This window comes from Flagellimonas marinaquae (assembly GCF_023716465.1).
GTDB classification, from domain to species: Bacteria; Bacteroidota; Bacteroidia; order Flavobacteriales; family Flavobacteriaceae; genus Flagellimonas; species Flagellimonas alginolytica.
In genome coordinates this window covers 3588142-3607908 of the sequence record NZ_CP092415.1, presented here as the reverse complement: position 1 = coordinate 3607908, position 19767 = coordinate 3588142, and the positions used below count along the sequence as shown (strand labels likewise).

Annotated in this window: 16 protein-coding genes; 11 read left to right on the top strand and 5 right to left on the bottom strand. The window is 43.0% G+C overall.

Features of this window, described 5'->3' with window-relative positions:
- Positions 1-104: 104 nt before the first annotated feature.
- Positions 105-1640 carry a YifB family Mg chelatase-like AAA ATPase gene (locus MJO53_RS16030; protein WP_224836792.1) on the top strand — a complete coding sequence of 512 codons (1536 nt, stop codon included), beginning with the start codon at positions 105-107 and terminating at the stop codon, positions 1638-1640.
- Between the two features lie 113 nt (positions 1641-1753).
- Here MJO53_RS16030 and MJO53_RS16025 read toward each other — a convergent pair whose 3' ends face one another.
- Positions 1754-2197: a hypothetical protein gene (locus tag MJO53_RS16025; RefSeq protein WP_224836793.1), complete on the bottom strand. Its 444-nt coding sequence runs from the start codon at positions 2195-2197 to the stop codon at positions 1754-1756.
- Between the two features lie 181 nt (positions 2198-2378).
- Between MJO53_RS16025 and MJO53_RS16020 the strand changes: the two genes are divergently transcribed.
- The 10 genes from MJO53_RS16020 to MJO53_RS15975 all read left to right on the top strand — a co-directional run bounded on the left by MJO53_RS16020 (position 2379) and on the right by MJO53_RS15975 (position 14700).
- Positions 2379-3575, top strand: coding sequence for an Nramp family divalent metal transporter (locus MJO53_RS16020; protein WP_252079856.1), 1197 nt, complete (start codon positions 2379-2381; stop codon positions 3573-3575).
- On the top strand, positions 3576-4319 hold the full coding sequence (pxpA, locus tag MJO53_RS16015) for a 5-oxoprolinase subunit PxpA (RefSeq protein ID WP_252079855.1): 744 nt from the start codon (positions 3576-3578) through the stop codon (positions 4317-4319).
- Positions 4316-5050 carry a 5-oxoprolinase subunit PxpB gene (pxpB, locus tag MJO53_RS16010; RefSeq protein WP_252079854.1) on the top strand — a complete coding sequence of 245 codons (735 nt, stop codon included), beginning with the start codon at positions 4316-4318 and terminating at the stop codon, positions 5048-5050. Before pxpA ends, pxpB begins: the two co-directional genes overlap by 4 nt.
- Positions 5043-5882: a biotin-dependent carboxyltransferase family protein gene (locus MJO53_RS16005; protein ID WP_252079853.1), complete on the top strand. Its 840-nt coding sequence runs from the start codon at positions 5043-5045 to the stop codon at positions 5880-5882. The genes pxpB and MJO53_RS16005 overlap by 8 nt, the downstream gene beginning before the upstream one ends.
- A gap of 255 nt (positions 5883-6137) precedes the next feature.
- Entirely contained in the window at positions 6138-7814 is a 1677-nt protein-coding gene (ilvD, locus tag MJO53_RS16000; protein ID WP_252079852.1) for a dihydroxy-acid dehydratase, read from the top strand.
- Positions 7815-7847: 33 nt separating this feature from the next.
- The gene (ilvB, locus tag MJO53_RS15995) at positions 7848-9581 is read left to right on the top strand and encodes a biosynthetic-type acetolactate synthase large subunit (RefSeq protein ID WP_252079851.1); all 1734 of its coding nucleotides are present in this window, start codon (positions 7848-7850) and stop codon (positions 9579-9581) included.
- 64 nt (positions 9582-9645) lie between these two features.
- On the top strand, positions 9646-10173 hold the full coding sequence (gene ilvN / locus MJO53_RS15990; RefSeq protein WP_224836800.1) for an acetolactate synthase small subunit: 528 nt from the start codon (positions 9646-9648) through the stop codon (positions 10171-10173).
- Between the two features lie 23 nt (positions 10174-10196).
- Complete coding sequence (ilvC, locus tag MJO53_RS15985) at positions 10197-11672, top strand: ketol-acid reductoisomerase (RefSeq protein WP_224836801.1); 1476 nt, start codon at positions 10197-10199, stop codon at positions 11670-11672.
- 14 nt (positions 11673-11686) lie between these two features.
- Complete coding sequence (gene ilvA / locus MJO53_RS15980) at positions 11687-12952, top strand: threonine ammonia-lyase (RefSeq protein WP_252079850.1); 1266 nt, start codon at positions 11687-11689, stop codon at positions 12950-12952.
- Between the two features lie 161 nt (positions 12953-13113).
- Positions 13114-14700, top strand: a complete 1587-nt coding sequence (locus tag MJO53_RS15975) for an NADP-dependent glyceraldehyde-3-phosphate dehydrogenase (RefSeq protein WP_252079849.1) — start codon at positions 13114-13116, stop codon at positions 14698-14700.
- 233 nt (positions 14701-14933) lie between these two features.
- Here MJO53_RS15975 and leuB read toward each other — a convergent pair whose 3' ends face one another.
- From leuB to leuC, 4 genes are all read right to left on the bottom strand, one after another.
- Positions 14934-15992 carry a 3-isopropylmalate dehydrogenase gene (gene leuB / locus MJO53_RS15970; RefSeq protein WP_252079848.1) on the bottom strand — a complete coding sequence of 353 codons (1059 nt, stop codon included), beginning with the start codon at positions 15990-15992 and terminating at the stop codon, positions 14934-14936.
- 52 nt (positions 15993-16044) lie between these two features.
- Positions 16045-17562 carry an alpha-isopropylmalate synthase regulatory domain-containing protein gene (locus MJO53_RS15965; protein ID WP_252079847.1) on the bottom strand — a complete coding sequence of 506 codons (1518 nt, stop codon included), beginning with the start codon at positions 17560-17562 and terminating at the stop codon, positions 16045-16047.
- Between the two features lie 31 nt (positions 17563-17593).
- Positions 17594-18190, bottom strand: coding sequence for a 3-isopropylmalate dehydratase small subunit (gene leuD, locus MJO53_RS15960; protein WP_252079846.1), 597 nt, complete (start codon positions 18188-18190; stop codon positions 17594-17596).
- 87 nt (positions 18191-18277) lie between these two features.
- Positions 18278-19690, bottom strand: coding sequence for a 3-isopropylmalate dehydratase large subunit (gene leuC, locus MJO53_RS15955; protein ID WP_252079845.1), 1413 nt, complete (start codon positions 19688-19690; stop codon positions 18278-18280).
- Positions 19691-19767: the final 77 nt, after the last annotated feature.

Here is a 19767-nt window from a genome sequence, read left to right as displayed (position 1 = left end):
TCCAGATGGGCCATCCATCAATTCAAAACAGGGCATTCATCAAAAAGCGATTCTTTTTGAAACAGGATTGATTACTTTTTCAATCATTTTCAACAAGAATGCTTATGCTCATAAAAGTTTACGGAAGTGCCGTGTTTGGTATCGAGGCAACTACCATTGCTGTGGAGGTCAACATCGATAAGGGAATCGGGTATCATTTGGTAGGATTGCCGGACAATGCCATAAAAGAAAGTAATTATCGAATTGCTGCAGCACTCCAAAACAACGGTTTCAAAATACCGGGAAAAAAGATTACCATAAACATGGCCCCGGCCGATTTAAGAAAAGAAGGCTCGGCCTACGACCTTACTTTGGCCCTGGGTATTTTGGCGGCATCCAACCAGATAAAATCCGACAACATTGAAAACTATTTAATTATGGGCGAGCTTTCGCTGGATGGTAGTCTGCAACCCATAAAAGGAGCCCTGCCGATAGCTATAAAAGCCCGGGAGGAAGGCTTTGAAGGATTTATCCTCCCTTCCGAGAACGCAAGCGAAGCCGCCATAGTGGACGGTCTAAAAGTTTACGGGGTTGAAAATATTGAACAGGTCATAAATTTTTTTGATACCAAGGCTCCTTTGGTGCAAACCCATGTGGATACTCGCCAGGAGTTTTATGAGCATCTTCAATTTCCAGAATTTGATTTTGCCGATGTAAAAGGACAGGAAAGCATTAAACGTTGCATGGAAATAGCAGCGGCCGGTGGGCATAATATAATTTTAATCGGTCCGCCTGGAGCCGGTAAGACCATGCTCGCCAAAAGGTTGCCATCCATTTTACCGCCCATGACCTTGCATGAGGCTTTGGAAACCACTAAAATACATAGCGTTGTCGGCAAGGTGAAAAATAAGGGGCTGATGAGTCAGCGGCCTTTTAGAAACCCACATCACACCATAAGTTCTGCCGCTTTGGTAGGGGGAGGAAGTTATCCTCAGCCGGGAGAGATCTCTTTATCGCACAATGGTGTTCTTTTTTTGGATGAACTCCCAGAATTCGAGCGTCGGGTGCTGGAAGTAATGCGACAACCTATGGAAGATAGAGAAGTGACCATTGCCAGAGCGCAATTTACGGTCACCTATCCCAGTAGTTTTATGCTAGTAGCGAGTATGAATCCAAGTCCAGGAGGATATTTTAACGATCCGGACGCTCCGGTTACTTCATCGCCGGCAGAAATGCAACGGTATTTGAGCAAAATATCGGGCCCGTTATTGGATAGGATAGACATACACATTGAAGTGACTCCGGTTCCTTTTGATAAATTGTCCGATGAACGTAAGGGAGAAAGCAGCGTTGTAATAAGAAAAAGGGTAGAGGCGGCTCGAGAAATCCAAACCAAAAGGTTTGTGGACATAGAAAGTATCCATTACAACGCCCAAATGGGAACCAAACAAATTCGTACGTATTGTAAGTTGGGTCCTTCTTCTAAAAATTTATTAAAAGAAGCCATGCAACGCCTCAACCTATCGGCCAGAGCATATGATCGTATTTTAAAGGTGTCCCGAACCATTGCAGATTTGGAGCAATCCGAACAAGTTCAAGAAAATCACATTTCCGAAGCCATACAGTACCGAAGTCTGGATCGCGAAGGATGGTTGGGTTAAAGCCCCCAAAGAACCCGACCATAAGATTGATGTGAGATCAAGGTCCAATTTGGAATTCGTGTGTATCAAACACACAAGGTCGGAAAAATTGAAAAGGTAAAATCTACAATAGGCTAAATGGCTTTAATATTGGCTTTTAGTCCAGAAATGATTCCCAAAATATTTTCTACGGTTTCGTCCAAATAATATTTAATGGCCAAATGGGGTATTCTGACTGTGGTAAATCCATTTTTAAAGGAATGCATGGCATCTTCAAGATCATTTATGGCCTGTTCATGGGTTATCATGTTGTAATCTTTGTCAATCTCTATATTGAGCTTAACTCGCGAAATGGCAATATCCACGGATTTTTTACCGTCCCACCATTCCAACATGGGATGGACCCCGGCTTCCTTTAATGCATAAAATAGGTGTATAGCCTCAAGCGGGGTGTTGTTATCCAGTATTACCCTCTTGATTAGCTTTGAGTGTCTTTCGCAAAGTGTAATGCCAAGAGAGTCTTTGGATGCCTTATATTGTTGGGGGCCAATAGTTTTGCCGCAATCCTTACATGTCATAAGTTTTTGTCAGGTTTAAGTCTAAGTATGATTTGGGACTATTATAACTTTCAGAAAGTTGAAATAGTATAAAAAATCGATGTACCGCACCCTACTTTTAGATGAAATACGCTTTTTTGGATGAAATGCACGATTTGTCCATTTATCCTATTAAATTGAAGGCTTCAAAAAAAAGAATATAATGTTTAAAAAAATTGGGCCAGGTGTTTTGGTCGCGGCCGCCTTTGTCGGACCTGGGACCATTACCATGTGTACTTTGGCGGGAGCCCGTTTTGGCTATGCCCTAATCTGGACTTTGGTGGTCTCCATTATTGCAACCATTGTTTTACAGGGAATGGCCGGTAGAATAGGGCTTGTTACCCAGAACGGACTGGTGGATGTGGTTAGGTCTGAATTAAAAACACAGTGGGTCAAGAATATGGTAATAATTATTGTCTTGGGGGCCATTTTAATTGGAAATGCGGCCTACGAAGCAGGAAATATTGGAGGTGCTACCCTTGGGTTGGAGCAGCTATTGCCCCAGCCACAATTAAAACCATTTTTACCCGCATTTATTGGGGGCATCATTTTTTTGCTATTGTGGTTTAGCGGTTATAAAACATTGGAAAAAATATTTGTGGGCCTGGTGGGGATCATGGGTGTGAGCTTTGTGGTTTGCGCCATTATAACAAAACCATCGATTTATGGAATATTAAAAGGCATGTTCGTGCCCAGATTACCGGAAGATGGGCTATTGACCGTGATAGCTTTGGTAGGCACAACGGTGGTTCCCTACAACCTATTCTTGCACGCATCTTTGGTAAAGGAGAAATGGAAAAACAAATCCGATTTAAAAGCTGTGAATTGGGATACCATAGTGTCCATTGGATTGGGAGGGTTGGTTTCCATAGCCATTTTGATAACCGCCTCTGCGGCACCCATTTCCGATATAAACAATGCCTTGGACATGGCATTGGCACTGGAGCCCTTGTTTGGTAAAATGGCATTTTTGTTTATGGCAGCTGGGCTCTTGGCCGCTGGTATAACATCCGCCATAACGGCACCTTTGGCCGCAGCCTATGTGGCCAGTAGTTGTTTTGGTTGGGAAGGTGGAATGCAGAACAAAAAGTTTAAAATGGTATGGGGAAGTATTGTGCTGTGCGGAATAGTCTTCCTTTCGTTTGATATAAAACCCATCGAAGTTATTCAGTTTGCACAGATTGCCAACGGTATTTTATTGCCCGTAATGGCCTTGTTGCTTTTATGGATTGTGAACAAAAAATCGGTGATGGGAGAACACCAAAATTCTGTGATTCAAAATGTGTTTGGTATCGCAATCGTCGCTTTTGCCATTTTTCTCGGTGCAAAAAGTATTTTAAAAGTCATAGGTTTGTTGTAAATGGATCAGTTTACCATAGATATCAATTGTGATGTAGGTGAAGGAGTAGGCAATGAGGCGGACATTCTTCCTTTTATAAGTTCCTGCAATATTGCCTGCGGCGGACATGCTGGGGACAGTGAAACCATGGGGCATGTGGTTGCTTTGGCCAAACGGCATCATGTTAAGGTAGGTTCACATCCATCTTACCCGGACAGAATAAATTTTGGAAGGAAAGTGATGCATATTTCAAACCATGAGTTATCAAAAAGTATTAAAAAACAATTGGCGGACTTTGATGAGGTTTTAAAACAGCAGAACGTTTCTTTACATCATATTAAAGCCCATGGGGCACTATACAATCAAACTGCAAAGGACGAGGATTTGGCAAATGTATTTTTGAGTGCCATTGATGGTTATAAAGATAGGGCAATACTCTATGTTCCCTTTGATTCGGTAATAGCAAAAATTGGAGAAGAACGCGGTTTTAAAATTTGGTTTGAGGCTTTTGCCGACAGGAATTATAATCGCGACCTATCCTTGGTTTCCAGAAAAGAGAACAATGCCCTAATCGAAAATCCCGAAGCGGTATTGGCGCATATATTGCTCATGATCAAAAAACAAGAGGTTCTTACCATAGAGGAAGAAAGGCATAATATTCAGGCCAAAACATTTTGCGTTCATGGTGATACGGTTTCTGCCTTGAAAATATTGATGTATCTTTCAGAAAAATTACCCCAAAACCAGGTGCACCTAAACTCATGAAAAGTTACCCCATAAGCATCAAACCCTTTGGAGAGCGAGCCATTTTAGTGGAATGGCCCAAAGAGGTAAACGAAGCCATACTGGCCGATATCCTGGATTTTATGGATGCCTTTAAGGAAAAGGGCATTCTTGGCTGGGAAATGTCCGTAGCCTACAATTCCGTTACTATGGTGTACAATTTTGGTCCGGTGGATTTTGATGAAACCAAGGTCGTAATCCAAGAGTGCCGTAAAAATCAAACAAAGTCCAAGACCCAACGCATTCAGCATTTATGGACACTGCCGGTGTGCTACGATCTCGAGTTTGGCCTGGATATGGAAAATGTCGCGAGAACTTTAAACCTATCCACCGACGAATTGATCAAGCAGCACACTTCGCATGAGTATGTGGTGTATGGCATTGGTTTTTTGCCCGGATTTATGTATTTGGGAGGACTGCCATCAACTTTGGAAATTCCACGACGCGCCGAACCGAGACTAAAGGTCGAGAAAGGGGCTGTTGGATTGGCGGGCAAACAAACAGGAATTTATCCTCAGGAGTCTCCCGGCGGTTGGAACATTATAGGAAACTGTCCGGTGAACCTTTTTGACCCCGATAAGTCAACCCCTTGTTTTATAAATGTGGGGGATAAAATTCGATTTACGAGTATTTCCGAGGCGGAGCATAAACTTCATAAAATAGAAGGGGAGGTGGGTATTTATAAACCGGAAAAAATTGCTCTCAATGCTTAAGGTGCTAAAAGCAGGACTTTATTCGAGCATCCAAGACCTTGGCAGGTTCGGGTATCGCGATATAGGTGTGCCGGTAGCTGGAGCAATGGATAGCGAATCGGTAAAAAAAGCCAATCTTTTGTTGGACAATGAAGAAAACGATGCCGTTATGGAAATTACCATGACAGGACCCACGCTTCAATTCAATTACGACACCTATATAAGTTTGTCTGGCGCACAAATAATGGCCACTTTGAACAATGAACCCGTGTACAATTATACCGTAATCAAGGTAAAAGAGGGAGACATATTGTCTTATGGGCGACTCGAAACAGGTTTTAGGGGATATTTGGCCATCAAAGGAGGGTTTAAGACCGGAAAAGTACTGAATAGCCGCTCACATTTTTATCCGGTTACAAAAATGGGTAGAATAAAAGATGGTGATGAATTACCCTACGAAGCCACTCAAAACTATGCCCCTAAAATTTCTGGGGTCAAAATTGAAGAGCTATTTGGCCTAGGCACCTTAAAGGTGTTTAAAGGACCGGAGTTTTCCTTGTTGTCCGATACACAACTTGCCGATATTTTCACAAGAACCTTTGGGGTTTCCAAGGAAAACAACCGAATGGCCTATCAGCTTGCCGAATTGATTACCGGACATTCCCATTCCATATTGACTTCCGGAACTTTACCGGGAACCATTCAGTTGACCCCTGCAGGGCGTATGATCATTTTAATGAAGGATGGTCAAACCACCGGCGGTTACCCACGTATTTTGCAACTTTCAGAAGCGTCCATCTCCATTTTGGCCCAAAAGAAATACGGGGATGAATTGCGGTTTAAGCTTGTTTAAGATATTTACAGCCAATTCATTACTTAAAACAGCCATATCCCACACCGATACAGGCCTTTTTTATTTCCAATAAAATTAATTGAATGTTGGATTTTTAATCAGTCTAAAAATCTGATAATAAGATAATTAAGTTTATTATGTTTCCAGTGGATTTGAACAGTGTACAACTGTTAAAAATCTAGGGCTTTTTAAACATTTATCTTTGAAATTCGGTATAAATTAAGAAGAATACCGTGTTTGAATGAATATTTGATAATGGAATTGAACAAGTTTAGCAAAAAAGTAACCCAAGACCCAACGTTGCCAGCAGCACAGGCCATGTTACATGCCATAGGTTTAACGGATAATGATCTTCAAAAACCCTTAATCGGAATTGCCAGCACGGGATACGAGGGAAACCCTTGTAATATGCATCTTAACGATTTGGCCCTCGATGTAAAAAAGGGTGTCGAGTCCTCCAATTTAGTGGGACTTGTCTTCAATACGATCGGGGTGAGTGATGGAATATCCAATGGCACTCCCGGAATGCGTTACTCATTACCATCAAGAGATATTATTGCAGATTCCATTGAAACCGTGATCCATGCCATGAGCTACGATGGCCTGGTCACTGTGGTTGGTTGCGATAAAAACATGCCGGGCGCCCTAATGGCCCAATTACGATTGAATCGTCCATCCATTTTGGTATACGGGGGAACCATTGCACCAGGATGCCACAATAACAAAAAGCTAGATATTATTTCTGCATTCGAGGCTTACGGGCAAAAGGTCGCAGGCGCTATAGACGAAAAAGAATACAAAGAGGTCATCCATAAAGCATGTCCGGGTGCCGGAGCTTGTGGAGGAATGTACACCGCAAATACCATGGCGTCGGCTATTGAGGCTATGGGGATGTCCATGCCTTTTAATTCTTCCATTCCAGCGGTGAACGATAAAAAACAAGCAGATTGTGAAGCCTCTGGTGCTGCATTGTACCATTTGCTCAAGGAAGATATAAAACCAAGGGATATTGTGACCAAAAAATCTTTGGAAAACGCCTTTAGGTTGGTAACGGTACTTGGCGGGTCAACCAATGCCGTACTTCATTTTATGGCCATTGCACACGCTGCAGAAGTTGATTTTACCTTGGAAGACATTACAAAAATAAGTGAGTCAACCCCATTACTGGCCGATCTAAAACCTAGTGGAAAATACTTGATGGAAGACTTGCATAAGGTGGGAGGAGTTCCGGCGGTATTAAAATATATGTTGAAAGAAGGTATGCTTCATGGTGATTGTATTACGGTTACAGGGAAAACCTTGGCCGAAAATCTGTTGGATGCTCCAGATTTGGCCGAAGGACAGGATATCATTAGAAAAAAAGAACAGCCCATTAAGGATACGGGACATATACGAGTTTTGTACGGAAACTTGGCATCTGAAGGAGCGGTAGCCAAAATCACAGGCAAAGAGGGGCTGGAATTTACTGGAACCGCACGTGTTTTTGATAGTGAGGCTGATGTAAATGAAGGTATTCACAATGGAAAAGTTCAAAAAGGAGATGTAGTGGTTATTCGTTACGAGGGGCCAAAAGGAGCTCCCGGAATGCCAGAGATGCTGAAACCCACTTCCGCCATTATGGGCGCCGGCCTTGGAAAGGATGTGGCCTTGATCACCGATGGCAGGTTCTCCGGAGGCTCTCACGGATTTGTGGTAGGGCATGTTTCACCAGAAGCTCAAGTTGGTGGTGGAATTGCCTTGGTAAAAGACGGCGACGAAATTACCATTGATGCGGTTAAGAACACCATCAACATCAACATCTCCGATGAAGAGCTGGAGCAGCGAAGAAAAGAATGGAAACAACCCGAACTAAAAGTAAAGTCGGGCAGTTTGTACAAATATGCAAAAACGGTATCGTCTGCAGCTAAAGGCTGTGTTACCGATATGTTTTAATACTATAGGGAAGATATCCCCAATAACATGCTTATGGAAACATTAAAAGCACAGAAAAAGAAGAATCAAAATAAGGAGACAATGCGGATTACGGGAGCAGAAGCCATTATCCATTGTTTGCTGGCGGAAGGTGTGGATTTGATCTATGGATACCCTGGAGGGGCCATTATGCCGGTTTACGACGAATTATATAAGTTCCAAGACAAACTCACCCATATTCTCACTCGTCACGAGCAAGGCGCTACACATGCGGCGCAAGGCTATGCCCGGGTAACCGGTAAGGTGGGGGTGGCCATGGCAACGTCGGGACCTGGTGCCACCAATTTGGTAACGGGTTTGGCAGATGCTCAGATAGATTCAACACCAATGGTCTGCATCACCGGACAAGTGCCGAGACACTTATTAGGTTCCGATGCTTTTCAAGAAACCGATATTGTTGGGATATCAACTCCTGTGACCAAATGGAACTATCAGATTACAAAAGTGGAAGAAATCCCAGAAATTATAGCCAAGGCATTTTACATTGCAAAATCCGGAAGGCCCGGACCTGTATTGGTCGATATCACTAAAAACGCACAGTTCGATGAGCTGGATTTTGTTTACGAAAAATGTACCAAAGTAAGAAGCTATAAACCTGTGCCCAAGCCAGAACCAAACAGTCTGGAGAAAGCAGCGGAATTGATCAACAATGCCAAAAAGCCGTTTATTGTATTTGGACAAGGTGTTATTTTAGGTGAGGCCGAAGCCCAACTAAAGGCTTTTGTGGAAAAAACAGGGATTCCTGCTGCATGGACCATATTGGGCCTATCCGCGATGGATACCGAGCATCCTTTAAACGTGGGTATGGTGGGTATGCACGGTAACTATGCGCCCAATATCCTTACCAACGAATGCGATTTGCTTGTAGCCATAGGAATGCGTTTTGATGATAGGGTAACCGGAAATCTGGATACCTACGCAAAACAAGCCAAAATTGTGCATTTTGAGATAGATCCGGCCGAAGTGAACAAAAATGTAAAGGTAGATGTTGCTGTTTTGGGCAATGCCAAAGAAACATTGGAAAATATTTTGCCCTTACTGGACAATAAAGAGCATGCTGACTGGAAAGCTGAATTTGATAAGCTTCATAAAATCGAATACGATACTTTGATCAAAAAGGATATTCATCCGACCAAAGAAGGTCTTACCATGGGCGAGGTTATTGAACAGATAAATGTGGCTTCCGCGCAAAAAGCGGTGATTGTTTCCGATGTAGGTCAGCACCAGATGATCGCTTGTCGCTATGCCAAGTTCAAACAATCCAAAAGCAATATTACTTCGGGAGGACTGGGAACCATGGGGTTTGGTCTTCCAGCGGCCATTGGAGCCAAAATGGGAGCCATGGACCGCGAAGTGGTCGCTATTATAGGCGATGGAGGGTACCAGATGACCATTCAAGAGCTCGGTGTTATTTTCCAACATAATGTACCGGTGAAAATCGTGGTATTGAATAATGATCACTTGGGGATGGTACGTCAGTGGCAAGAACTTTTCTTTGATAAGAGGTACGCCTCAACTGTGATGACAAATCCTGATTTTGTAAAGATTGCCGAAGGATATCATATCAAATCAAGAAGAGTGACCGAAAGGGGCGACCTTCAAGATGCAGTACAAGAAATGATGGCATCCAGGGACCCATACTTTTTGGAAGTGAAAGTGGAAAAAGAGGATAACGTATTTCCCATGATTCCATCAGGGGCGTCCGTTTCCGACATCAGATTAAAATAAATACAGATAGACCTTGATTGAAAACCTAAAGGGTTGTCTTAAGGGCTTTAGCATACAAATCACTATGGAAAAACAATGGTATACCATTTCGGTGTATTCCGAAAATCATGTGGGATTGCTCAATAGGATATCCGGGATATTCTTAAAGCGACATATTAATATAGAGAGCTTAAATGTTTCAAAATCAGAAATTGAAGGTGTTTCCAAATTCACGATTGTAGTTTTTACCACCGAGGATTGGACACGAAAGATTGTTGGTCAAATCGAGAAACAGATTGAGGTCATCAAGGCATACTATCATACCGACGATGAAACTATTTATCAAGAATCCGCCTTGTTTAAAATCGCTTCGCATTTGTTGTTCGATGAGCGTCAGATTCAGAATATTATCAAAGAGAGCAATGCGCAGATCGTAACGGTTAATCGTGAATTTTTTGCCTTGGCCAAAACAGGTCGTAGACACGAAATCGACGAAATGTACGATGCGCTGGAACCATACGGTATAATGCAGTTTGTTAGATCGGGCAGGATAACGGTGACCAAAGCAACCATGCCGATAACCGAAATGCTTCAGGAATTTCAAGAAAACTAAATAGATAAAATCAAATATCAAAAATGGCAAATTACTTTAATTCACTATCACTTCGCGAACAATTGACCCAATTGGGAAAATGTAGATTTATGGATTCCAGCGAGTTCGCTGATGGTGTTACCGCACTAAAAGGAAAGAAAATTGTAATTGTTGGATGTGGCGCCCAGGGATTGAACCAAGGGTTGAACATGCGCGACTCTGGATTGGATATTTCGTATGCCCTACGTCCAGCGGCTATCAAAGAACAAAGACAATCCTATAAAAATGCCGTTGAGAACAATTTTGTGGTGGGAACTTATGAAGAGTTGATTCCAACAGCCGATTTGGTCATCAATCTTACTCCGGACAAGCAACACACTAATGTGGTGAGCACTGTTATGCCCTTAATGAAGAAAGGAGCGACCTTGTCCTATTCCCACGGTTTCAACATTGTGGAAGAAGGAATGCAAATTCGTGAGGACCTTACCGTGATCATGGTGGCGCCCAAAAGTCCAGGTTCCGAGGTTCGTGAAGAGTACAAAAGAGGTTTTGGTGTACCGACCCTGATCGCCGTTCATCCAGAAAACGATCCAGAAGGAAAAGGTTTGGAACAAGCCAAAGCCTATGCTGCAGGAACAGGTGGAGATAAAGCGGGAGTTCTTGAATCATCATTTGTGGCGGAAGTAAAGTCGGATTTGATGGGTGAGCAGACCATTCTTTGTGGTTTGTTGCAGACAGGATCTATCCTTTCTTTCAATAAAATGGTTGAAAAAGGTATCGATGAAGCCTATGCATCCAAATTGATTCAATACGGATGGGAAACCATTACAGAAGGATTGAAACAAGGAGGAATTACCAATATGATGGACCGTTTGTCCAATCCAGCTAAAATCAAAGCTTTTGATTTGGCAGAAGAGTTGAAAGAGATCATGCGTCCCTTGTTCCAAAAACATATGGATGACATTATGAGCGGACATTTTTCCAAAACCATGATGGAAGATTGGGCCAATGGAGACAAAAACCTATTGGATTGGAGGGCTGCCACTGGCGAGACCGCTTTTGAAAAAACACCGGCAGGCGATATGGACATCTCCGAGCAAGAATATTACGATAATGGGGTCTTGATGGTGGCTTTTGTAAAATCTGGTGTGGAATTGGCCTATGAGACCATGACCGAATCCGGAATTATTGGCGAGTCTGCTTATTACGAATCTTTGCACGAGACGCCATTGATTGCCAACACCATTGCAAGAAAGAAATTGTTCGAAATGAACCGTGTAATCTCCGATACGGCGGAGTACGGTTGTTATTTGTTCGATCATGCATGTAAGCCGCTTTTGACCGATTTTATGAAGAAAGTGGAGACTGATATCATTGGTAAGCATTTTGGTGAAGGCAAAGATAATGGTGTGGACAACGTAAGATTGATAGCCGTAAACAAAGCTATCCGTGAGCACGATGTGGAAGTGGTTGGCTCCAGATTGCGTGCATCGATGACGGCGATGAAGCCGATCGGATAAAAACCTTTGGTCCCATGAGCAAAACTGTGGAAACATATTTTCCGCAAATAGCGGATATTTACCAAGCAGCGAAGACCATTGCCCAAGTGGCGGAGGAAACGCCATTGCAACGAAGTATCCGCTATTCCAAAGTTTATGGGGCCAATATTTTTCTTAAACGCGAAGACCTTCACAGAGTACGCAGTTACAAAATCCGTGGTGCGTACAATAAAATTAGCTCCCTAAGTCAAAAACAACTGGATAGTGGTGTGGTCTGTGCCAGCGCAGGGAACCACGCTCAGGGCGTTGCCTTTGCCTGTAGTCATTTACAAGTAAAAGGGACTATTTATATGCCGGTAGTGACGCCAAAACAAAAAATAGACCAGACCAAGATGTTTGGAGGGGAGTGGGTAGATGTGGTCCTGGAAGGGGATACCTTTGACGATTCCAAAAAGGCAGCTGAATTTTTCTGCAAACAGAAAGGCAAAACCTTTGTCCATCCGTTTGATGATGAAAAAACGATCGAGGGGCAGGCAACTGTGGGTCTGGAGATTTTACAGCAATCCAGCGAGCCGATCGATTATGTTTTTGTGGCCGTTGGCGGCGGAGGATTGGCATCGGGACTTTGTGGTACGTTCCAAGCATTGTCGCCCAGCACCAAAATAATAGGAGTGGAGCCCGAAGGGGCACCGTCCATGCTCGAATCCATTGAAAAAGGGGAATTGGTGGAACTTGAAAACATCGATAAGTTCATCGATGGGGCGGCGGTCCAGAAAGTCGGTTCGCTGACATATCCTATTTGCAAAGAATATCTGCACAAAATGGTAACCGTTCCCGAAGGGAAAGTATGTCAGACTATATTAGATCTTTACAATAGGGATGCTATTGTTGTAGAACCTGCTGGGGCTTTGACCATTGCTGCATTGGACTATTTTAAGGAAGAAATAAGGGGCAAAAATGTGGTTTGTGTGGTGAGCGGAAGCAATAACGATATTACCCGTACTGCCGAAATTAAAGAAAGGGCTTTACTCTATGCCCAACTTAAGCATTATTTTATTGTGAGGTTCCCTCAGCGACCCGGTGCGCTAAAGGAATTTGTTGTCAATATTTTAGGTCCAGATGACGACATCACGCATTTTGAATACTCCAAAAAATCGAGCAGGGAAAATGCCCCAGCCATTGTTGGGGTGGAACTAAAATCACCAGATGATTTGGAGCCTTTGATTCAGCGGATGAAAAGCAACAATTTTTTTGGGGATTATCTTAACAATAAACCTGATCTGTTCCAATATTTGGTGTGATGCCGCCAACATTTTTAAATAGTATAATTAAAATTTTGTTTCTCCATCGATATAGATGTTCATTAGGTGTAAAACCAAGTGTTCTTAGCTTTTTTTTATGCTAGATTTGTGTGGATGGGATGACAGATATAACACCGGAATTCAAATAAAAAGAACATTAAATGGCAACAAAAGCAATACCAGAAGCATTTCAGATTACTGAAGAAATTCATCAAAAAACATATTTGGTCAACGGGGAGTTGCGCAAATGGGACGGAGCAACCAGTTCCGTGATTTCCACGATATCCTCAACTGAGGATTATGCCCCAACTACTTTGGGAAGTGTGCCCGACATGGGGGAAACAGAAGCTTTGGAGGCTTTGGATTCGGCTTTAGCGGCATATGATAGGGGTCAAGGTCTCTGGCCTACCATGAAGGTAAAAGATCGAATTGAATGCATGGAAACCTTTGTGAAGAAAATGGAGCAGAAGCGCGAGCAAGTGGTTAAGCTTTTGATGTGGGAAATTGGTAAATCCAAGCCCGATTCTTATAAGGAGTTTGATCGTACCGTAGAGTATATTTACGATACTATTGAGGATTACAAACAATTGGATAGGGATTGTGCCAAATTCCAGAAACATGATGGGGTATACGCGCATATCCGAAGAGGGCCTCTTGGTGTGGTTTTATGTCTTGGGCCCTATAATTATCCCTTGAACGAAACTTTTGCTTTATTGATCCCAGCCATAATTATGGGGAATACCACCATTTTTAAGCCGGCAAAGCATGGGGTTTTATTGATCACGCCCCTTTTGGAGGCATTTCAGAGTAGTTTTCCCAAAGGAGTGGTAAATATACTTTTTGGTAGGGGCAGAGCCGTTGCGGCGCCCATAATGCAAACAGGCAAGGTAGATGTATTGGCACTGATAGGGAACAGCAAGTCGGCCAATGCTTTACAAGAGCAGCACCCTAAAAGCAATAGGTTGCGTTTGGTCTTGGGCTTGGAAGCCAAGAATCCGGCCATTGTACTTCCCGATGCCGAGTTGGATTTGACCATTAATGAGTGTATTTCGGGCACCTTGTCCTTCAATGGGCAGCGCTGTACCGCTCTAAAGGTAGTCTATGTCCACGATGAAGTAAAAGATGAGTTTTTAAAGCGATTTGCTGAAAAAGTAGATGGATTAAAATTCGGAAATCCTTGGGATGACGGTGTGAATCTGACCCCGCTTCCGGAACCCGATAAGCCTGCATATATTCAGGAATTGTTGGACGATGCCTTGGCAAAAGGAGCTAAAATCATCAACAAAAAAGGAGGAAAACATTTTGATAATTATATATGGCCAGCTGTATTATATCCAGTGACAAAAGATATGCGAGTGTACCAAGAAGAGCAGTTTGGGCCAATTATCCCAGTACTTTCGTTCCAAGATATTGAAGAGCCCTTGGACGATATGGCGGAATCCAACTATGGGCAACAGGTAAGCTTGTTCGGAAAGGATGTCTATACCCTTTCGCCACTTATCGATACGTTGGCAAACTTGGTGTGTCGTGTAAACCTGAACAGCTCTTGCCAACGTGGGCCAGATGTATATCCGTTTACAGGAAGAAAAGATTCTGCGCAATCTACATTAAGTGTTCACGATGCTTTGCGTTCGTTCTCCATCCGAACCTTTGTAGCATTTAAGGACAACAGCTTGAACAACCAGACCGTAGAACAATTAATGGAAGCCAAAGTGAGCAACTTTTTGAGTACGGACTATATTTTATAAAAAAGCATCGAGAACGGCAAAAAGTTCTAAGCAAAATAGAATTATTGTCAACCTGAACTCGTTTCAGGTTCTCACTTAGATAGGAATACTAAAGTGATGAGATTCTGAAATAAATTCAGAATGACGCATCGTGATTGTGGAATAGTAAAAAAATAATTGAAGATTAAATTTTTTATAAAAATAAGAAAGCCCCGAACCTCGGGGCTTTCTTTTTGGTTTTTATGTGGGGTTGATTAAATGTGTTCAGCCAACCAATTTCCAACTTCGCTGGTTTTGTAAGCTTTTCCACCATCGGCAAGATCTTCGGTCACAACTCCTTCGGCCAAGGACTTGTTCACTACTTCGCGAATAGCTTCAGCTTCGTCCTTAAGTCCAAATGCCGTTTCAAACATCATTGCTGCAGAAAGTACGGTGGCCAAAGGATTGGCAATGTCTTTTCCGGCAGCTTGCGGATAAGAACCGTGGATGGGTTCGAACAAAGATGTTTTTTCGCCCAATGATGCAGAAGGCATCAATCCCATAGATCCTGAAATCACCGAAGCTTCATCCGTTAAAATATCACCAAACAAGTTTTCTGTAATCAGTACGTCATAAGCACTTGGCCATTGCACCAAACGCATGGCCACGGCATCCACAAATTCATAGGATACTTCCACTTCTGGATAGTCCTTTTCCAATTTCTGAACTGTTTCCCTCCACAAACGCGAAGTTTCCAAAACGTTGGCCTTGTCCACGCAACAAAGCTTTTTGGAACGTTGCATCGCCATTTCAAAGCCTTTTTTGGCCAGGCGCTCCACTTCGGCACGTGTATAGGTGCAAGTATCGTAAGCAGTATTGTCGTTGTCTTCGCGACCTCGTTTTCCAAAGTAGATGCCTCCGGTCAATTCTCGAAGAAACACTAGATCAGTTCCTTCGATACGCTCTCTTTTCAATGGTGATTTGTCTATCAGTGATGGAAAGGTGAAAGTTGGTCTAACATTGGCGAACAATCCCAATTTTTGACGCATTTTCAACAAGCCTTGCTCAGGCCGTACCTTGGCGGAAGGGTCATTGTCAAAACGCGGATGACCAATGGCGCCAAAAAGAACGGCATCGGCTGCAACACAGGCTTCGTGGGTTTCGTCCGGGTAAGGTTCGCCAACGGCATCAATCGCTGCGGCACCTGTTAGGGCAGGGGTCCAGCTTATTTCGTGACCGAATTTTGCGGCTACGGCATCTGATACTTTTACGGCTTGATCAATTACTTCGGGGCCAATTCCATCTCCGGCCAAGAGCGCTATGTTTAGTTTCATTTTTTCTTGTTATTCGATTATCGTTGTTGGTTGATAGTTATCTTTTTTAGTGTCAAACCAGATTGAGCATTTTTTCTGTGGCCTTGATGGCAGATACCGTTTGGTCTGAATCGAGCCCACGGGTAGTAAAGTCTTTTTCTTTGGTCTGCCATGTTATGATGGTCTCACAAAGTGCATCGGAATTACTGCCCGGAGGTATGCGCACAGCATAATCCACTAATTTGGGCAATCCCCTTCCTTCTTTTTTATACACCTTTTTCAATGCATTGATAAAAGCATCAAATTGTCCATCGCCCTGGGCATTTTCCTCATAGGTCTTCCCTTCGATTTCTATGGAAAGGGTAGTAGAGGGTTTTAAACCTTTGGAATGTGTCAGTACGTACGATTTCACAAAAACCTTTTGTTGGTGGAGGTCGCTATCGAGAACATCTGAAATGATATAAGGGAGGTCATCTTTGGTGACGCGTTCTTTTTTGTCGCCAAGCTCGATGATTCGCTCCGTGACTTTTTTCAGTTCGTCATCGTTCAAGGTCAGTCCAAGCTCTTGAAGGTTCTTTTGAATATTGGCTTTTCCTGAGGTTTTGCCTAGGGCATATTTGCGTTTTCTACCAAAACGTTCGGGTAATAGGTCATTAAAGTAAAGATTCTTTTTACTGTCGCCATCCGCATGTATACCAGCAGTTTGTGTAAATACGTTGTCTCCAACAATAGGTTTGTTGTCAGGTATGCCGAAACCGGTAAAGGCAGACACCAATTTACTTACTTTGTATAGAGATGATTCCTTTACACCAATCTTGATCTCCGGTAAAAAATCGTTGATTACCGCCACGGCGCTAGCCAAAGGAGCATTGCCTGCACGTTCTCCCATTCCATTAACAGTTAGGTGCAATCCGTGGGCACCAGCTTTCAATGCTTCCATCACGTTCGCTACACTCAAATCGTAATCGTTATGTCCATGAAAATCAAAATGGGTGTTTGGATACCTTTCAATTATTTCCTTGAAAAACGCGCCGGTTTCCGTATGGGTCAATACGCCCAAGGTATCTGGAAGCAGAACTCGCTTGATGGGTTGTTGGGTCAAAAAATCCAAAAACTGAAAAACATAGTCTTTGGAATTTCGCATTCCATTGCTCCAATCCTCCAGATACACATTGGTTTCAAAGCCCAATTCTTTAGCTTTTTCAATTACTGATTGAATTTCACTAAAATGCTGTTCTGGAGTCTTTTTGAGTTGATGGGTTAAATGGTTTAATGAGCCTTTTGTTAGCAAGTTCTGAACTTTTGCCCCGGCTTCTTGCATCCATTTAAGGGACACCCCTTTATCCACGAATGTCAAAACCTCCACTTTGGAGATATAACCTTCTGCCGCCGCCCAATCTGTAATGTTTTTAACCGCCTGTAGTTCTCCTTCCGACACACGGGCAGAGGCCACCTCAATACGGTCTACCTTGAGTTCTTCCAGCAGGAGTTTGGCCAAGGTGAGTTTTTCCGAGGCCGAAAAGGAAACCCCAGAGGTTTGTTCACCATCCCGTAGGGTGGTGTCCATTATTTCTATGGTGCGTGCTTTCATTTTTTAATGCCGTAGTGTTCCAGGCGATGGGTTATAAAGGCGTACTTTCGGCGTATTTCTCAATGTCTTTCTGGATATTCAACAAATAGTCGATATCATCAAAACCATTGAGCATATTGTCTTTTTTGTAATTGTTGATGTCGAAATTTTCACTTTCACCAGAAGCCAAAATGGTAATTTTCTGTTCCGGGAGATTTACCTCTAACTCGGTTTTTGGGTCAGCTTCAATGGCCTTGAATATTTTATCCAAGAACTCAGGACTTACCTGAACAGGAAGCACTCCTATGTTTAGGCAGTTGTTTCTAAAGATATCAGCAAAAAAGCTGGAAACTACACAGCGGAATCCGTAGTCGTATACAGCCCAAGCTGCGTGCTCCCTAGAGGAACCGGAACCAAAGTTTTTTCCTCCTACCAATATTTTGCCAGAATAGATAGGATTGTTGAGTACAAATTGTTCTTTGGGTGTGTCATCAGAATTATATCTCCAATCACGGAACAAATTGTCCCCGAAACCTTTACGCTCGGTAGCTTTTAGGAATCGTGCGGGGATGATCTGGTCCGTATCCACATTCTCAATAGGTAATGGTACCGCGGAACTTGTTAGTATGTTGAATTTATCGTAAGCCATTTTTCTTTTAATTATCAGTTATCAATCTTCAATTACCAATGGATTGTTCATTGATAATTGTTTATTGCTCATTGTAAATTTTTATTATTAAGCTAAAACTTCTTCTTGCATTAATTCCCTTGGGTCGGTTACTTTTCCGGTAACAGCTGCTGCTGCGGCCACCAAAGGACTTGCCAACAAGGTACGGGCTCCTGGCCCTTGTCGCCCCTCAAAGTTTCTGTTGGAGGTGCTTACCGCATATTTGCCAGCGGGAATCTTATCATCGTTCATGGCCAAGCAAGCAGAACAGCCGGGCTCTCTCAATTCAAATCCGGCTTCGGTCAAAATATCCAAGATGCCTTCTTCTCTGATAGCTTCTTCCACTTTGTGTGAACCGGGAACCAACCAAGCGGTCACGTTGTCCGCTTTTTTCCTTCCTTTGATGATAGAAGCGAAAGCTCTAAAATCTTCAATTCTACCGTTGGTGCAGCTTCCAAGGAACACAAAATCAATGGGTTTGCCCACCATGGCCTCACCTTCATTATAGTCCATATATTCCAAGGATTTTTTGTAGGTGGCAGCTGAGCCATCAATACTTGCAGCGGTAGGAATGTCCTTGCTAATTCCGATGCCCATTCCTGGGTTGGTACCAAAAGTGATCATGGGTTCTATCTCGCTGGCATCAAAAGTAATTTCTTTATCGAACTCTGCATCGTCATCAGAATATAGAGTACTCCAGTAGTCCATGGCCGTATCCCAATCTTTACCTTTTGGGGTGTACTCTCTTCCTTTAATGTACTCAAATGTGGTTTCGTCAGGGGCGATCATACCTCCGCGCGCGCCCATTTCAATACTCAGGTTGCAGACCGTCATACGACCTTCCATAGACATATTTTTGAAAACATCGCCAGCATATTCGGCAAAATAGCCGGTGGCGCCGGATGTGGATAATTTGGAAATGATGAAAAGCGCCACATCTTTTGGTGTTACGGCTTTGCTCAATTCTCCATTTATATTGATGCGCAAACTTTTGGGTTTTGGTTGCATGATGCACTGCGTGGACAGTACCATTTCCACTTCGCTGGTTCCGATTCCGAATGCAATGGCCCCAAATGCGCCGTGGGTAGAGGTGTGGGAATCCCCACAAACAATCGTTGCCCCGGGCAGTGTTATTCCATTTTCCGGACCAATTACGTGTACGATTCCGTTTTTCTCATGACCCAGTCCCCAGTAGGGGATACCGTGTGCATTGGCATTCTCTTCCAAGGCCTTTAACTGATTTGCGGACAAGGGGTCCTTAACGGGCAAGTGTTGGTTTCGGGTAGGGGTGTTGTGATCAGCGGTTGCAAAGGTGCGTTCCGGATATAACACTTTTATTCCTCTATTTTTTAAGCCTAAAAAGGCTACGGGGCTCGTTACTTCGTGAACTAGGTGCCTATCTATAAAAAGTACATCCGGGCCATTCTCGATATGTTTTACCACATGCGAATCCCAAACCTTATCAAATAATGTCTTGCTCATTGTGTCATCGATATTTTGTAAGCCTACGAAGTTAAAAATTGTGTATAGAAATGAATTTTGGTCAGTATTAAAATTAC

What these genes read in the sequence shown, in the direction of transcription:
- ilvN (WP_224836800.1), top strand. Translation starts at nt 9,646, where the DNA reads ATGGAAAAACAATGGTATACCATTTCGGTGTATTCCGAAAATCATGTG.
- MJO53_RS16005 (WP_252079853.1), top strand. Translation starts at nt 5,043, where the DNA reads ATGCTTAAGGTGCTAAAAGCAGGACTTTATTCGAGCATCCAAGACCTT.
- MJO53_RS16020 (WP_252079856.1), top strand. Translation starts at nt 2,379, where the DNA reads ATGTTTAAAAAAATTGGGCCAGGTGTTTTGGTCGCGGCCGCCTTTGTC.
- leuC (WP_252079845.1), bottom strand. Translation starts at nt 19,690, where the DNA reads ATGAGCAAGACATTATTTGATAAGGTTTGGGATTCGCATGTGGTAAAA.
- MJO53_RS16030 (WP_224836792.1), top strand. Translation starts at nt 105, where the DNA reads ATGCTCATAAAAGTTTACGGAAGTGCCGTGTTTGGTATCGAGGCAACT.
- leuD (WP_252079846.1), bottom strand. Translation starts at nt 18,190, where the DNA reads ATGGCTTACGATAAATTCAACATACTAACAAGTTCCGCGGTACCATTA.
- MJO53_RS15965 (WP_252079847.1), bottom strand. Translation starts at nt 17,562, where the DNA reads ATGAAAGCACGCACCATAGAAATAATGGACACCACCCTACGGGATGGT.
- ilvC (WP_224836801.1), top strand. Translation starts at nt 10,197, where the DNA reads ATGGCAAATTACTTTAATTCACTATCACTTCGCGAACAATTGACCCAA.
- pxpA (WP_252079855.1), top strand. Translation starts at nt 3,576, where the DNA reads ATGGATCAGTTTACCATAGATATCAATTGTGATGTAGGTGAAGGAGTA.
- leuB (WP_252079848.1), bottom strand. Translation starts at nt 15,992, where the DNA reads ATGAAACTAAACATAGCGCTCTTGGCCGGAGATGGAATTGGCCCCGAA.
- ilvD (WP_252079852.1), top strand. Translation starts at nt 6,138, where the DNA reads ATGGAATTGAACAAGTTTAGCAAAAAAGTAACCCAAGACCCAACGTTG.
- ilvB (WP_252079851.1), top strand. Translation starts at nt 7,848, where the DNA reads ATGGAAACATTAAAAGCACAGAAAAAGAAGAATCAAAATAAGGAGACA.
- pxpB (WP_252079854.1), top strand. Translation starts at nt 4,316, where the DNA reads ATGAAAAGTTACCCCATAAGCATCAAACCCTTTGGAGAGCGAGCCATT.
- MJO53_RS16025 (WP_224836793.1), bottom strand. Translation starts at nt 2,197, where the DNA reads ATGACATGTAAGGATTGCGGCAAAACTATTGGCCCCCAACAATATAAG.
- MJO53_RS15975 (WP_252079849.1), top strand. Translation starts at nt 13,114, where the DNA reads ATGGCAACAAAAGCAATACCAGAAGCATTTCAGATTACTGAAGAAATT.
- ilvA (WP_252079850.1), top strand. Translation starts at nt 11,687, where the DNA reads ATGAGCAAAACTGTGGAAACATATTTTCCGCAAATAGCGGATATTTAC.